Source organism: Streptomyces sp. NPDC058579, assembly GCF_042718575.1.
Lineage (GTDB): Bacteria > Actinomycetota > Actinomycetes > Streptomycetales > Streptomycetaceae > Streptomyces.
In genome coordinates this window covers 357,650-371,867 of record NZ_JBHXPI010000002.1, presented here as the reverse complement: position 1 = coordinate 371,867, position 14,218 = coordinate 357,650, and the positions used below count along the sequence as shown (strand labels likewise).

15 protein-coding genes are annotated in these 14,218 nt (G+C 71.3%); 7 read left to right on the top strand and 8 right to left on the bottom strand.

What is annotated here, in order from left to right; genetic code table 11:
- Positions 1–24 precede the first annotated feature (24 nt).
- The 4 genes from ACFWRO_RS04560 to ACFWRO_RS04545 all read left to right on the top strand — a co-directional run bounded on the left by ACFWRO_RS04560 (position 25) and on the right by ACFWRO_RS04545 (position 4,660).
- Positions 25–1,347, top strand: coding sequence for an ABC transporter substrate-binding protein (locus tag ACFWRO_RS04560; protein ID WP_384504231.1), 1,323 nt, complete (start codon positions 25–27; stop codon positions 1,345–1,347).
- A 93-nt stretch (positions 1,348–1,440) separates the two neighbouring features.
- On the top strand, positions 1,441–2,409 hold the full coding sequence (locus ACFWRO_RS04555) for a carbohydrate ABC transporter permease (RefSeq protein ID WP_384504229.1): 969 nt from the start codon (positions 1,441–1,443) through the stop codon (positions 2,407–2,409).
- A complete protein-coding gene (locus tag ACFWRO_RS04550) occupies positions 2,406–3,245 on the top strand; it encodes a carbohydrate ABC transporter permease (protein ID WP_384504228.1) in 840 nt (279 codons plus the stop codon). The genes ACFWRO_RS04555 and ACFWRO_RS04550 overlap by 4 nt, the downstream gene beginning before the upstream one ends.
- 47 nt (positions 3,246–3,292) lie before the next feature.
- Positions 3,293–4,660 (top strand): GH1 family beta-glucosidase, encoded by a 1,368-nt coding sequence (locus ACFWRO_RS04545; RefSeq protein ID WP_384504226.1) that lies wholly within the window; start codon positions 3,293–3,295, stop codon positions 4,658–4,660.
- Positions 4,661–4,732: 72 nt separating this feature from the next.
- On the opposite strand, the gene ACFWRO_RS04540 is transcribed toward ACFWRO_RS04545, so the two are convergent.
- Positions 4,733–5,596 (bottom strand): oxygenase MpaB family protein, encoded by an 864-nt coding sequence (locus ACFWRO_RS04540; protein WP_384504224.1) that lies wholly within the window; start codon positions 5,594–5,596, stop codon positions 4,733–4,735.
- Positions 5,597–5,750: 154 nt separating this feature from the next.
- Positions 5,751–6,239 carry a hypothetical protein gene (locus ACFWRO_RS04535; RefSeq protein WP_384504222.1) on the bottom strand — a complete coding sequence of 163 codons (489 nt, stop codon included), beginning with the start codon at positions 6,237–6,239 and terminating at the stop codon, positions 5,751–5,753.
- Between the two features lie 181 nt (positions 6,240–6,420).
- Between ACFWRO_RS04535 and sph the strand changes: the two genes are divergently transcribed.
- Both sph and ACFWRO_RS04525 read left to right on the top strand, forming a co-directional pair.
- Positions 6,421–7,410 (top strand): sphingomyelin phosphodiesterase, encoded by a 990-nt coding sequence (sph, locus tag ACFWRO_RS04530; protein ID WP_384504220.1) that lies wholly within the window; start codon positions 6,421–6,423, stop codon positions 7,408–7,410.
- 85 nt (positions 7,411–7,495) lie between these two features.
- Positions 7,496–7,882: a VOC family protein gene (locus ACFWRO_RS04525; RefSeq protein ID WP_384504218.1), complete on the top strand. Its 387-nt coding sequence runs from the start codon at positions 7,496–7,498 to the stop codon at positions 7,880–7,882.
- Between the two features lie 12 nt (positions 7,883–7,894).
- Here the strand turns inward: ACFWRO_RS04525 and ACFWRO_RS04520 are convergent, their stop codons facing one another.
- From ACFWRO_RS04520 to ACFWRO_RS04505, 4 genes are all read right to left on the bottom strand, one after another.
- Positions 7,895–9,256 carry a hypothetical protein gene (locus ACFWRO_RS04520; RefSeq protein ID WP_384504216.1) on the bottom strand — a complete coding sequence of 454 codons (1,362 nt, stop codon included), beginning with the start codon at positions 9,254–9,256 and terminating at the stop codon, positions 7,895–7,897.
- An 11-nt stretch (positions 9,257–9,267) separates the two neighbouring features.
- Positions 9,268–9,732: a hypothetical protein gene (locus ACFWRO_RS04515; RefSeq protein ID WP_384504215.1), complete on the bottom strand. Its 465-nt coding sequence runs from the start codon at positions 9,730–9,732 to the stop codon at positions 9,268–9,270.
- A gap of 86 nt (positions 9,733–9,818) precedes the next feature.
- Entirely contained in the window at positions 9,819–10,307 is a 489-nt protein-coding gene (locus ACFWRO_RS04510) for a macro domain-containing protein (RefSeq protein ID WP_384504213.1), read from the bottom strand.
- A gap of 31 nt (positions 10,308–10,338) precedes the next feature.
- Entirely contained in the window at positions 10,339–11,931 is a 1,593-nt protein-coding gene (locus ACFWRO_RS04505) for an MFS transporter (RefSeq protein WP_384504211.1), read from the bottom strand.
- Positions 11,932–12,085: 154 nt separating this feature from the next.
- Here ACFWRO_RS04505 and ACFWRO_RS04500 point away from each other — a divergent pair, with 154 nt between their 5' ends.
- On the top strand, positions 12,086–12,844 hold the full coding sequence (locus ACFWRO_RS04500; RefSeq protein WP_384504209.1) for a MerR family transcriptional regulator: 759 nt from the start codon (positions 12,086–12,088) through the stop codon (positions 12,842–12,844).
- Here ACFWRO_RS04500 and ACFWRO_RS04495 read toward each other — a convergent pair.
- Positions 12,841–13,755 carry a hypothetical protein gene (locus tag ACFWRO_RS04495; protein ID WP_384504208.1) on the bottom strand — a complete coding sequence of 305 codons (915 nt, stop codon included), beginning with the start codon at positions 13,753–13,755 and terminating at the stop codon, positions 12,841–12,843. The two genes, ACFWRO_RS04500 and ACFWRO_RS04495, sit on opposite strands and share 4 nt — an antisense overlap.
- Entirely contained in the window at positions 13,752–14,159 is a 408-nt protein-coding gene (locus ACFWRO_RS04490) for a hypothetical protein (RefSeq protein ID WP_384504206.1), read from the bottom strand. Before ACFWRO_RS04490 ends, ACFWRO_RS04495 begins: the two co-directional genes overlap by 4 nt.
- Positions 14,160–14,218: the final 59 nt, after the last annotated feature.

Here is a 14,218-nt window from a genome sequence, read left to right as displayed (position 1 = left end):
GCGCTCTCAAGACGGAGGCTTCCCATGCGCACCCCTGCCCGAGCCGCCAGAACGACCGCCGTGCGGACCACCGCCGTACGGATCGGCGCGGTCGTCCTCACCGGGGCCCTGCTCGCCGCCTGCGGATCCGGGGGATCCGACGGCACGTCCGACAGCGCGGGCGGAAAGGTCACGATCACCGTCGACCTCTTCGGCTCGTTCGGCTACAAGGAGGCCGGGCTCTACGCCGCGTACGAGAAGCTCCACCCCAATGTGACGATCAAGCAGTCCGACACCGAGGACGAGCAGGACTACTGGAAGTCGCTCCAGACCCGGCTGGCCGGCGGGGGCGGGCTCGCCGACGTCCAGGGCATCGAGGTCGGCCGGATCGCCTCCGTCACCCAGCAGCAGGCGGACAAGTTCGAGGACCTGACGAAGTACGGCGCGGACGCGCTGAAGGGCGAGTTCGCCGACGCCAAGTGGTCCGCCGCGACCACCAAGGACGGCAAGGTCCTCGGCCTCGGCACGGACGTCGGCCCGGAGGCCATGTGCTACCGCACCGACCTGTTCAAGCAGGCCGGACTCCCCACGGACCGCACCGAGTTGGCGCAGAAGTGGGCCACCTGGGACGGCTATCTGCAGCTCGGCGAGCAGTACAAGGCCAAGGCCCCGGCCAAGAGCGCCTGGGTGGACAGCGTCGGCAGCCTCTACGCGGTCATGATCGGCCAGGAGAAGGAGCGGTACTACGACGCCTCCGGGAAGCTCATCTACGCCGAGAGCCCCGCCGTGAAGACCGCCTGGGACGCCTCGACGAAGGCCGCGCAGGACGGGCTGAGCGCCAAGCTCGACCAGTGGTCCCCGCAGTGGAACCAGGCCTTCTCCACCGGCTCCTTCGCGACGCTCCCCTGCCCCGCGTGGATGCTCGGCTACATCAAGGGCCAGGCCGGTGACGCGGGCAAGGGCAAGTGGGACATCGCCAAGCTGCCCGGTGGCGCCGGGAACTGGGGCGGCTCCTACCTCTCCGTACCGCGCGCGGCGAAGCACAAGAAGGAGGCGTACGAGCTGATCAAGTGGCTCACCGCCCCCGAGCAGCAGGCCACGCTCTTCACGAAGCAGGGCAACTTCCCGTCCTCGACGGGCGCCATCTCCAAGGTCGCGACGGCGACCGACCCGTACTTCTCCGGCGCCCCGATCGGGCAGATCTTCGGCGACGCGGCCAAGGCCGCCCCGGTGCAGGTGCTCGGGGTCCACGACAAGAACGTCGCCGACCAGATCACCAACGCGCTGAGCGAGGTGGAGCGCAAGGGCACCTCGCCGGAGAAGGCGTGGTCCAACGCCCAGAAGGGCGTCGAGAACGCGGTCGGATGACGGTCGGGGCCCGGGGGCCGGGTTTCCGGCCCCCACCCCCTCCGTGCCCGCAGCACACCGCACACCCGCTCATCCGACCCGAAGGGCCGCACCGTGACCCTGACCGCCTCCGGGCCGACGGCGGCACCCGTCCCGCCGTCGCCGGCCCGGCCCCCCGGACCGGCGCGCCGCCGCAGACGGTCCGCGCTCGTCCCGTACGCCTACATCGCCCCGTTCTTCACCCTGTTCGCCGCCTTCGGCCTCTTCCCGCTCCTCTACACCGCGTTCGTCTCGCTCTACCGCGTCGAGCTGCAGACCCCCGGCGACATGGAGTGGCGCGGATTCGGCAACTACACGGCGCTGCTCACCGACGAGTTCTTCTGGACCGCGCTCCGCAACACGTTCACCATCGGGGTCCTGTCCACCGTGCCCCAGCTCGCCATGGCGCTCGGCCTCGCCCATCTGCTCAACTACAAGCTCCGTGGCCGGACGTTCTTCCGCACGGCGATGCTGCTGCCCTACGCGACCTCCGTCGCCGCCGCCACCCTCGTCTTCGCCCAGCTCTTCGGGCACGACTACGGACTCGTCAACTACGCGCTCTCACTGGTCGGTTTCGACCCCGTCGACTGGCAGAACAACACGGTCGCCTCGCAGATCGCGGTCTCCTCGATCGTCGTCTGGCGCTGGACCGGCTACAACGCGCTGATCTACCTCGCGGGCATGCAGTCCATCCCCTCCGAGCTGTACGAGGCGGCGGAGATGGACGGGGCCTCGCGCTGGCGGCAGTTCTTCCACGTCACGCTGCCCGGACTGCGCCCCACGATCGTCTTCACCACCGTCGTCTCCACGATCGGCGCGACCCAACTCTTCGGTGAGCCACTGCTCTTCGAGGGGTCGATCTCGGGCGGCATCTCGCACCAGTACCAGACGCTCGGGCTCTACCTCTACGAACAGGGCTGGGGCTTCTTCCATCTCGGCCGCGCCGCCGCCATCGCCTGGCTGATGTTCCTGCTCATTCTCGTCCTCGTCGGGGTCAACGCCCTGATCGTGCGGCGCCGTTCACGGAAGGAGGGCCGCGCGTGACCACCCGTGTCGCCGGCCGTACCGGGCGCGGGGGCCGGATCACGTACGCCGTCCTGATCCTCGCCGTCCTTGTCTCGGCCTTGCCGTTCTACTGGACGATCGTCGCCGCCAGCCGTTCCAACGCCGATCTCGCGCAGGTGCCGCCGACGCTGCTGCCCGGCCCGAACCTGATGCGCAACTTCGAGGCGGTGATGGAGGAGGCGGACATCGGCAAGGCGCTGTTCAACTCGCTCGTCGTCTCCGGCTCGATCACCGTCGGCACGGTGCTCTGCTGCACCCTGGCCGGGTTCGCCTTCGCCAAGCTGCGCTTCCGGGGCCGGGGCGCGCTGCTCACGATCACCGTCGGCACGATGATGATCCCGCCGCAGCTCGGCGTCATCCCGCTCTTCATGCTCATCGCCGAGCTGGGCTGGGTGAACCAGCTGCAGTCCGTGATCCTGCCCGGTCTCGTCTCGGCCTTCGGCGTGTTCTTCATGCGCCAGTACCTGGTGCAGTCGCTGCCGGACGAGCTGATCGAGGCGGCCCGGGTAGACGGGGCGTCCTCGGCACGGATCTTCTGGTCGATCGTGGTGCCCGTAGCCCGGCCCGGCATGGCCGTGCTTGGGTTGCTCACCTTCATGGCCGCCTGGAACGACTTCTTCTGGCCGATCATCGCGCTGTCCTCGCAGGAGCCGACCGTGCAGGTCGCCCTCCGCCAGCTCGGCGGCGGCTACGTCCACGACCAGTCCGTGATCATGGCCGGCACCCTGCTCGGCACGCTGCCCGTGCTGCTCGTCTTCGGCCTGCTCGGCCGGCAGATCGTCGGCGGCATCATGCAGGGCGCCGTCAAGGGCTGAGCAGGTGGCCGACCGTACCCTCTTCCTCTCACAGGAGTTCTCCCTCCATGAACGCTCTCTTCCCTGACGGCTTCCGCTGGGGCGCGGCCACCGCCGCCTACCAGATCGAGGGGGCCGCCACCGAGGACGGCCGCACCCCGTCCATCTGGGACACCTTCAGCCGTACGCCGGGCAAGGTGCGCAACGGCGACACCGGTGACATCGCCGCCGACCACTACCACCGGGTCCGTGAGGACGTGGCCCTGATGAAGGACCTGGGCCTCACCGACTACCGCTTCTCCCTCTCCTGGTCCCGGGTCCAGCCGACCGGGCGCGGCCCGGCCGTACAGAAGGGCCTCGACTTCTACCGCGGCCTGGCGGACGAGCTGCTCGAAGCCGGGATCCGGCCGGTCGCCACGCTCTACCACTGGGACCTGCCTCAGGAGCTCGAAGACGCGGGCGGTTGGCCGGAGCGAGCGACGGCGGAGCGCTTCGCCGAGTACGCGGGGCTCGCCGCCGAGGCGCTCGGCGACCGGATCACCACCTGGACGACCCTCAACGAGCCCTGGTGCGCGGCCTTCCTCGGCTACGGCTCCGGGGTGCACGCCCCGGGCCGTACCGACGACGCGGCCGCCCTGCGCGCCGCCCACCACCTCAACCTGGCCCACGGCCTGGCCGCCCAGGCGCTGCGCGCGGCCGTGCCCGCCTCGGCCGAGCTCTCACTGACCCTGAACCTGCACGCGATCAGAGCCCTTTCGGACTCCCCCGAAGACCGGGACGCGGCCCGCCGGATCGACGCCGTCGGCAACCGGATCTTCCTCGACCCGGTCTTCCACGGCCGCCTCCCGGCCGATCTGGTCGAGGACACGGCGGGGATCACGGACTGGTCCTTCGTCCGGGACGGCGACCTGGAGGTGACCTCCACCCCGATCGACTCGCTCGGCGTCAACTACTACGCGCCCACCGTCGTCGGCGCCGGCGTCTCGGACTCCCCGTCGCCCTGGCCCGGCGCGCCGGACCGGGTGCGGTTCGAGCCCGCGCCCGGGCCGCGTACGGCGATGGGCTGGTCGGTGGACGCGGACGGGCTGTACGAGCTGCTCGTCCGGCTCCGTGACGAGCTGCCCGGGGTGCCGCTCCTGATCACCGAGAACGGCGCGGCGTACGACGACTACGCCGACCCGGAGGGCGAGGTCCACGACCCCGAGCGGGTGGCGTACGTCGAGGCCCACCTGGCGGCCGCGCACCGCGCGCTCTCCGACGGCGTCGACCTGCGCGGGTACTTCCTGTGGTCGCTCCTGGACAACTTCGAGTGGGCGTACGGCTACGGCAAGCGGTTCGGGATCGTGCACGTGGACTTCGCGAGCCAGCGCCGTACACCGAAGGACAGCGCGCGCTGGTACGCGGAGGTGATCAGGCGCGGCGGCCTGGCGCGCTGAGCCCTGACGCCTGGAGCCTGGCCATGCGCCGCCCGGCCTAGCGCCGGGCGAGCCTGGCCTGGAGCCCCCGGATCAGCGGCGGGCGAGCCTGGCCTCGTGGCGCGCCTTTCGGGCGAGGGGGAGGTAGCGCAGCCGTTCGGGGAGTACGGGCACCACGGCCCGTACGACCCGGGCGAAGCGGCGGAGCCTGCGCTCCTGCTCGTCGGTCCACTCCAGGCCGATGGCCTCGCGGGCGTCCGGGGGCATCAGGCCGACGGTGACGAAGGCGCGGAAGCGGGCGAGGCGGGGCAGGAGCACCGGCCACAGGAGCCTGAGCAGCAGCCGCAGCGGCAGCGGGCCCCGGTCGGGCGGCGGGACGGGCTGGTCGACGGCGGTCAGCTCGCGCAGGACGGCGGTGGCCTCCAGCTCGCCGAGCCTCTTGCGGAAGTACGGCCAGAACTCCTCGACCGTCTGGGGCATGTCCCGGTCGTGGATGCCGAGGATGCGGCCGACCTGGAGCCACTCGGCGTAGAGCTGCCGTTCCTGGGCCTCGGTGAGCGGGCGGTACAGCAGGCGCAGGCCGTGGTGGTAGACGGGGAAGCCGGTGGCGTGCACCCAGGCGTAGTGGGCCGGGGTGAGCGCGTGGTAGCTGCGGCCGTGGGCGTCGACGCCCTGGATGTCCCGGTGGAGCCGGCGGAGCCGGCGCCCCTCCTCGGCCGCGGCCTCGCCGCCGTACACCCAGAGCTGTACGGAGCGCAGTGAGCGCTCGCCCCGGCCCCAGGGGTCGGTGCGGAAGACGGAGTGCTCGTCGACGCCCGCGCCGACGGCGGGGTGGGCGACCTGGAGGGCGAGGGCGGCGGGCAGCATGAGGAGCCCACGGACGTCCCCGGCGACGCTCCAGAGGACACCGCCGGCGGGGGGCGGCTGGGGCGTCTCGGCCGGGTGGGGCTCGGTCATGCGGGCGGTTCCTCTCACGTACTCAGCCTGCCCCGTTCCGGACCTTTCCGGCAAAGGGCGCAAAGAAGTCGGGGCCGCGTCCCGGGCATCGGCCCGGGGCGCGGCCCCGATCACGTGGTGCGGTGCTGCGTCCTGCGTGGTGCGGTGCTGTGCGTCAGGCGCGGTCGGCGCCGACCGGCTCGCCGACGATGCGACCGGCCAGGGCACGGGCCCAGGCCTCGACGTCCTGGTTGAGCTCGCGCTCGGCGGACTCGCGCTCGGCGGCGATGGCGGTCGTACCGGCGGCGAGGATCGCCTCGCGCTCGCGGGTGCCCTCGGCACGGGCGGCGGCGATGGCGGCCGCGCCCTCCTCGGTGGCCTGCGAGCGAATGCGGGCGGCCTCGTGGCGCGCCTCGGCCAGCTCGGCCTCGTACTGCTCGCGGATCGCCGCGGCCTGGGCACGGAGGCCGTCGGCGCGGTCTTCGCCACCCGCGATGGCGTCCTCGCGCTGAGCGAGGGTGCGGTTGATCTTCGGCAGGATGCCCTTCGCCAGGATCAGGAAGGTCAGGGCGAACAGCACCACGCCAAGGATCAGCTCAGCCGTGACGGGGTTGAGCGGACCGAGGTCCATGTCGAAGATCGTCGAATTCTGCGCGAGGGTCATGCGCGCATCTTACCTGGTCCAAGAAGCGACAATTCAGGCATCAGGAGGAGAGTTGACGGCAGAGTTGGCATGTTCGTGCCGGGCTCGCAAGATTCCCGGCATCCAACGGCTACCCGAAGGTAACTAGGGCTGATTGCATGTGCGTCGCCGGTCGAACCCCCACTCAGAATCGGGAGATCCTGTGTCCCCGCTCGCCCCGCTCCACCGCAGATTCCTCGGCGCCGCCGTTTCCGGCGCGCTCGCCGCCGCCACGCTCGCCGCGACCGCCCCCGGCGCGTCCGCCGCCCCCACCGCCGAGACGCCCCGGCTGAAGGTGCTCACGTACAACGCCTTCCTGTTCAGCAAGACGCTCTACCCCAACTGGGGCCAGGACCACCGGGCCAAGGCGATACCCGCCGCGTCCTTCTACCAGGGCCAGGACGTGGTCGTGATCCAGGAGGCCTTCGACAACTCCTCCTCGGACGCGCTCAAGGCGAACTCGGCCGCCCAGTACCCGTACCAGACCCCGGTCATGGGCCGCAGCAAGAGCGGCTGGGACGCGACCAGCGGGGCGTACTCCGCCACGACGCCCGAGGACGGCGGCGTGACGATCCTCAGCAAGTGGCCGATCGTCCGCAAGGAGCAGTACGTCTACAAGGACGCCTGCGGCGCGGACTGGTACTCGAACAAGGGCTTCGTCTACACCGTCCTCAACGTGAACGGCACCAAGGTCCACGTCGTCGGCACGCACGCCCAGTCCACGGACCCGGGCTGCTCGACGGGCGAGGCGGCGCAGATGCGCAGCCGCCAGTTCAAGGCGATGGACGCCTTCCTCGACGCCAAGAACATCCCGGCGAACGAGCAGGTCATCGTGGCCGGCGACATGAACGTCGACTCGCGGACGTCCGAGTACGGCACGATGCTCGCCGACGCGGGCCTGGTGGGCGCGGACGCGCGCACGGGTCACCCGTACTCGTTCGACACGGAGCTGAACTCGATCGCCTCGTACCGCTACCCGGACGACCCGCGCGAGGACCTCGACTACGTCCTGTACCGCTCCGGCAACGCGCGCCCGGCGAACTGGACCAACAACGTGGTCCTGGAGAAGAGCGCGCCCTGGACGGTCTCCAGCTGGGGCACGCAGTACACGTACACGAACCTGTCGGACCACTACCCGGTGACGGCGTACTGACCGGGCTGAGCTGAGCTGACCGGCCCGGGGCTCGAGGACGAGCCGTCCCTTTGAGCCCCGGGTCCGCGTCCCTACACTGACCGGCATGGCATGCCGCATCAGTGAGCTGGTCATCGAGTGCGCCGACCCCGAGCTGCTCGCCGCGTTCTGGAGCGAGGTGCTCGGCTACGTCCAACTCGGCCGTGAGGACGACGGCAGCATCGAGATCGGGCCGCCGCCGGAGGCCGGATCGGGTCGGGCGCAGCCGACGCTCGTCCTCAGCCCGAGCAGCGAGCCCAGGACCGGGCCTCGCCGCATGCACTTCGACGTCAACGCCACCGACCGTGACCAGGACGCCGAACTGGAGCGGCTGCTCGCCCTCGGCGCCAGGCCCGCCGACGTCGGCCAGACCGGCGAGGAGAGCTGGCACGTCCTGGCCGACCCGGAAGGCAACGCCTTCTGCCTCCTGCGGGCCCGGCTGCAGGCCCTCTGACGTCGTGCGTGCCTAGAGCGTGGACGCGATGGCGTCCATCGCCGCCCCCGCCACCGCGCGCATCCGATTCTGGCGTAGATCCAGGACGGGGGTCACGGTCGACAGGCCGTGGGAAGCCAGCAGGTTCATCAGCGCCCAGATCGTGTCGGGGCGGCCCGTGAGGGGGAGTTCCCGGCCGTCGGGCGCGATGACCTTCGCCTCGGTGGTGCCGGCGAGGAGGTTGGTGCGGGACCAGTCGATGACGTACGAGCCGCCGTTCGGGCTCGTGTACAGGACGACGTCCCTGGTGCGGTGCAGGACCGCAAGGTAGTTCAGGGGCACGGTCAGCCGGCGGGCGGCGTCGAACGCGGGCGTGCCGTCCACGGGCTGGACGCGCAGCACCGTGTCGAGGACCGGCCCGTGGTCCTGGAAGGTGTCCGTGGGGCTCATCTTGAGGAACCGGCCGCGGATCAGGACTCCGCCGCGGCGCGACCACCGCCGGCTGACGGAGCCGAAGGCCGCCGGATCACCCGGCAGGCCGTCCACGATCCACCGGGACTCCTCGCCCGGCTCGGTCACCGGCGCGCGCTCCTCGGGAGACGTACGGGCCCATTCGGCGACGGCGGTGTACCGAGCCGCCGTGGCCGCGTCGAGGCGCCGGAGGTCGATCGTGTCGCCGGCCATCTCGACGCCGCCGACGTCCCGGGAGATCCGCATCTGCCGCAACTGGCGCCCGGTGAACCGGGTGACGTCGGTCAGCCGGCCTTCGAGGTCGACGACTCTGCTGGTCCTCGTGCCCGCCAGCAGGGTGCTGCGCGGCCAGAGAGGGGTGACCTTTCCGGCCGGGTCGACGAGGACGGCAAGGCGGCCCGCGGTGACCGCCGACAGACAGACGGACGGCACCCGCCACTCGTCCGTGACTTCGAACTCCTCGGTGCCGCGCACCCGCAGCTTCAGGCGGACCAGGGGCGTGAACTCGTTGGGGGTGTAGGTGCCCGGGTAGGTCGTGAAGGTCGCCTCGCCCTCGGGGCTGTACCGCACGAGCGAGGCCTCCAGGACGTCCGCCCGCTCCAGCCGTGCCTGCGCATGGCCCTGCGGGGACTCCGGCGCCCACAGGACGAAGGTGTGCTCGCCGTACGGGACGACGTCCTCGTCCTCGGCCGTGTCCCGGCGGGTGATCCGGGGGAACTGCCTGCGTGCGGTCGTGCGGGCCATGAAGGGGATGGGTACCGAGAAGGCGAGTCCGGCGACGAGCGCGATCCAGGCCCAGTCCTCCCCGTGGCTCCAGGCGATGCATCCGACTACGAGCCCGAAGGGGCCCGGAAAGCACCAGACAAGAGCGAGAAGCAGCTGGCCCACCATCACCCCGGCGTAGCTGCGCTGCCTCTCCACCACGGCCACTTCGCCTACCCGCCGAAGAGGCTGTAGCCCCACAGCCCCACGACACCGGCGACGCATATCAGCACCGCCCAGGAGGCGAGGCCGGTGTGACGTCTCTTCCGGGGCCGAGGGGCCTTGTTCCTGCCCTTGTTCCTGCCCTTGGCAGGGCGGTCCGTACGGGCGCGTGGCGGCCGGGTGTCCGCGGCGGCGACGTCGGCGAGCAGGCGGCGGCAGACCGCGGCCAGTTCGGTCGTACCGACGGAGAGGTCGACCACGATCTCCGAGCGGGCCGGTGCCGTGGTGCCGCCGTCCAGGAGGCGGCCGGCGCGCAGCCGCGCCTGGTTCCTGCCGCCGGTCGGGGCCAGGCTTATCCAGCGCTCCACGTGTTCCCCCCGGATCACGACACCGCCCCCGCGCTCCCGGTACACGGTGTGCTCCCGCCACAGGACTGCGGCCAACTCCGTGGCCGTCTCCCTGAGTTCCGTGTACATGACCCTCCCCTGTGAGCAAACCCCGTAATCGAACAAGCACGTGACTCTAGCGGCAGGTACACGCCAGGCGCCGCGCGGGCCGCCGCCTACGCCTCGAAGTCGTACACGGTCACCGGTATCCCCCGCGCGGCCAGCCGCCCGACTACCAACGGCTCGACCCGCACCCACTTCCCACCCGCGAGCCCACACCCGATCCGAGGCATGTGCACGGAGGCCCCCAACTCCTCCGCCTTCACGGCGAGCCGACCGAGTCCCTCGTCGATGGCCTCGTACCGAACGGGCACACCGCTACTCCGCCCGGTCCGCATCCCGCGCTGCCCCACCAGGTTGGCCACCCACACGTACGGCTCGACCTGGACGAACTGGGCCGCCCCGAGCCCGAAGTCGTTCTTCGCCCGCTCCCGGTGCCATGCGCGGTAGGCCTTCTCCGGTTCGGGCCAGCGCCGCGACAGCGCGAGGACGAACCCCTTGCCCCAGCCGCCCAGGTCGTTGCAGACATGCGCGATGATCTTGACGCCCTTGCCCTGCGGCGCGCTGGCGTCACCCCGTACGTACACAATCCCCGTCCCCGTCATGCTCCTACGGTACGAGGCGCCACTGACAGCCTCAGTTCTGCGCAGGCTGCTCCTTGGTGACCCGGGTGCCGGGGTGGGCGAGGGCGCACAGGAAGGCGATGGCGAGGGCGATCGCCATGGCGTAGAAGACCCACTGGTTGGCCTCGGCGAAGTCCATGCGGATCGCGTCTCCGGCGCCTTGGAGGGCCTTCGCCACCGGGCCGTCGCCGGTGGGGGCCTGGCCGTCCGGGTGGCCGGTGACGGCCTCCGCGACATGGCGGGCCGTCTCTTCGGCCTCGGCCGGCGGCAGGCCGCGCTGCTGGAGCGTCGAGGTGATCCGGTCCGTGGAGACGTGGGTCAGGATGGTGCCGAGAACGGCCATGCCGATGGCGGCCGCGTAGTTGCGGACGGTCTGGGTGATGCCGGTGACCTCGCCGTACGAGGCGCCGATGGAGCGGTTGACCGCGTCGGTGGAGGCGGGGGCCAGCAGGAAACCGATGCCGGCGCCCGCCATGGCCGCGTACGGCCACTGGTCGTGCATCGACAGGTCGGTCAGCTTCTGGGCCCAGAGGTAGAAGCCGACCGCGCCCAGCGCGCAGCCGATCTTCATGGCCGGTCGGGCACCGCGCTTGTCGAGGATCTTGCCGCCCCACTGGGAGGCGATGCCGAAGCCGAGGAAGAAGTACAGCAGGTACAGCGCGGCCTGGTTGGCCGAGGCGCTCAGCGACACCTGGGCGTAGACGGACGCGAAGAAGAACACCGGGACGAAGGCGAGCATCGCGAAGAACAGCACCAGGTTGTCGACGGTGAAGGCCCGGTCCCGGAAGACGTCGAAGTTGATCAGCGGGTGCACGGTACGGCGCTCGTAGAAGAAGAACAGCACCAGGAGCACCAGGCCTCCGACGATGCAGGCCCAGGTCGCGACGCTGCTCCAGCCCCAGGCCGAGGCCTGCTGGAAGCCCAGCACGCTCAGGCCCATGCCGGCGGCGACGAGTACGGCTCCGACGACGTCGAGGCGTTCCCGACGCCGGCTCTCGGGGATCCGGGCCAGCACGGTGAGCACGATCGCGATGATCGCGACCGGTACGTTGACCCAGAAGATCGCCCGCCAGGTCCATTGGGTGAGCCAGCCGCCCAGCAGGGGGCCGAGGGCGGTCAGGGCGCCGGAGAGACCGAAGAAGAGGGCCAGGGCCCGGCCGCGCCGTTCGACGGGGAACACGGCGATGACGACGGCCAGCGCCGCCGGGAACATCAGCGCGGCGCCCAGGCCCTGGGTGGCGCGGAAGAGGATGAGCCAGGTCTGCGCGAAGCCGTTGTCGGGAACGCAGCCGCACAGCACCGACGAGACGACGAACAGCACGGTGCCCACCAGCATGATCCGCCGGTGCCCGAAGAGGTCGGAGAGCCGCCCGCCGAGCGCGAAGAACGCGGCGAGGGCGAGCAGATAGGCATTGACGACCCACTGCATCCCGGACGCCGACAGGCCCAGCTCGGAGGTGATGTTCGGCGCGGCGATCGACACGATGGTCTGGTCGATGAACGTCATGGACACCGCGAAGAGCATCGCCGCCAGGGCGAGATTCTGGCGCGGAGCCCCTGAGCCCGCGCCGGCGGCCGGACCTGAGGGTGCGGAAGTTCCTGCCATGTACGGATGATCACCCCGCACGGGCCCGCCCGCATGCCGGGCTCACCCACATGACTCCGACGCCCTTCTCCTTTTACAACGCCGGTGAGACAGCAATACTGTTGCACCGACGGCGTATGGGGAACGGCACGGCACCGGAAGCGAGGCGTCTCCGATGGGTACCGAGACCGAGGAGCAGGCGGCGACGTTCACCGTCGACGAGCTGGCCGCGCGGGCGGGTGTGACCGTGCGGACCGTACGGTTCTACAGCACCAAGGGGCTGCTGCCGCCGCCGGTCATCGGGCCGCGGCGGGTCGGGCGCTACGGGGCGGACCACCTCTCCCGGCTGGCGCTGATCGAGGAGCTCCAGCGGCAGGGGATGACGCTCGCCGCCATCGAGCGGTATCTGCACCAGCTGCCGCCCGACCTCAGCGCACGGGACCTCGCCGTCCACCGCGCGCTCGTCGCCTCCTGGGCGCCCGAGTCCGCCGAGGAGATCACCCGGCGCGAGCTGGAGCGGCGCGCCGGGCGGGCGCTCACCGACGCGGACGTCGACCGGCTCGCCGCGATGGGCGTCCTCGACAAGGGCGCCGACCCTGAGGTCTTCCGGCTGGACGCCACGCTGCTGCGGCTCGGGGTGGAGCTCCTCGACGTCCCCATCGCGCACGAGACGATCCTCGCCTCTCGCACGGTCCTCCTCGAACACGCCCGCGCCGCCGCCCACGAGCTCTCCCGGCTCTTCCGGGACGAGGTGTGGAACCCGTACCGCGAGAGCGCCGAGGACCCGGACCACGTCGCCGCGATGAAGTCGCTCTCCGCGCACATGCAGCCGATGGTGATCCAGGCCCTGGTGACCGCGTTCCAGCGGTCCCTGCGGGAGGAGCTGCGGGCGGCGTTCGGTACGGAAGAGGAGCCGGCGGCGGAGGCCGACTAGCCGAGCAGCTTCGGAAGGGTGCCAGGGGTCAGGCCGATCCACAGGTCGTCGCTCTCCCGGATCACGTACATCGCGTCGCGGTCCACGTGCCACCCCAGGGGGACGACGTAGTACCGACCGTCGCGTTCGAGGAGCAGCCGCAGCCCGGTGTAGCGGTAGCGATGGCGCACCCCGCTCGGCAGGACGTCCTTCGTGACCTCGCCGGTGGGGAAGGCGAGCCGCTGGCTGCTGAGGAGCATCACGCCGGTCCACTCGGTGACGTGGCGGGCGCGGGACCTGGCGTCCCGTTCGGCGGTCTGCACAGTGAGCTGGGTGAGCCCCCAGAAGACGAAGACCCCCGCGGCGAAGACCGGTAGGGCCCGGCGCCGGAATCCCTGCGGCCGCCGCCCGCTCGCGTCACGGAACTGCCCCATGAGGAGCCCGGCCGCGATGATCAGCGGGGCGACCCACCCGTAGGGCTGGATCTCGGTCCACAGGGCGAGCAGGACCACACCGGTGAGTACGACCGGCAGTTGCAGCCGGCTCGCGAGGACCTCCGCCCGGGAGGGCTCGCGGGACGCCGATCCCCCGCCCGCGCGGGCCTTGTCCCCGAACCAGGGGCCGGTCACCAGGAGCACGATCACGCCGATGGCCACCAGGACCTCCAGCTTGAGCATGTGGAGGCTCTGCGTCACCAGCTCGCCGAAGCCCAGGTCGAGCGCGCCGAGCGAGAGGTGGAAGTACGCGTAGAAGGTGCTGGTGTACATCGCCCCCAGGTAGAACATGAGGGCGGCGATGAACGTTCCTTGCGCGATCACGATCCTCAGAAGCGCGGTAGGGCTTGTCGGATCGCTGCCGCTCGCCGGATCGCTCCCCCGGGCCCGCCGCACGGCCTCCTGATCGTGCGGCGGGTGCTCCTCGGGCTCGCTCACGTGCCGTCGGGATCGGGCTGCTCAGGCGGGGCGGGCGGCTGCGGTGGCACGGGCGACTTCGGCACGGGGGTGCCCGGCGCCTCGCTGAAGCTCGGTGCGCTGCTGGGGCCGCCGTCGTCGGTGCGCGTGGCCGTCGGAGGGGGCGGTGGCGGCGCGATCGGCGGGTCGCCGTCGCCCGTGGGTCGAGTGTCCCCGTCCCCGCCCGGGTCCTCGTTCGGATCCTCGCCCGGGTCCTCGCCCGGGTCCTCGTTCGGGTCCTGCGACGTCTCCTCGGTCACGACCGACGGCGTCGGGTCCACCGGCTTCTCCTCGTCGGGGTCGCACCCGGTGAGCAGGGCGACGCCGCACGCGCTCAACAGGGCAAGCCTGGCGATCCGGAACCAGCGACCGGTCTTCACCCGCATCCGACCTCCTTGATCGGCTGCGAGCGTAAGCGGCTCCGTCGCCCCTCGCCCGGACCCGC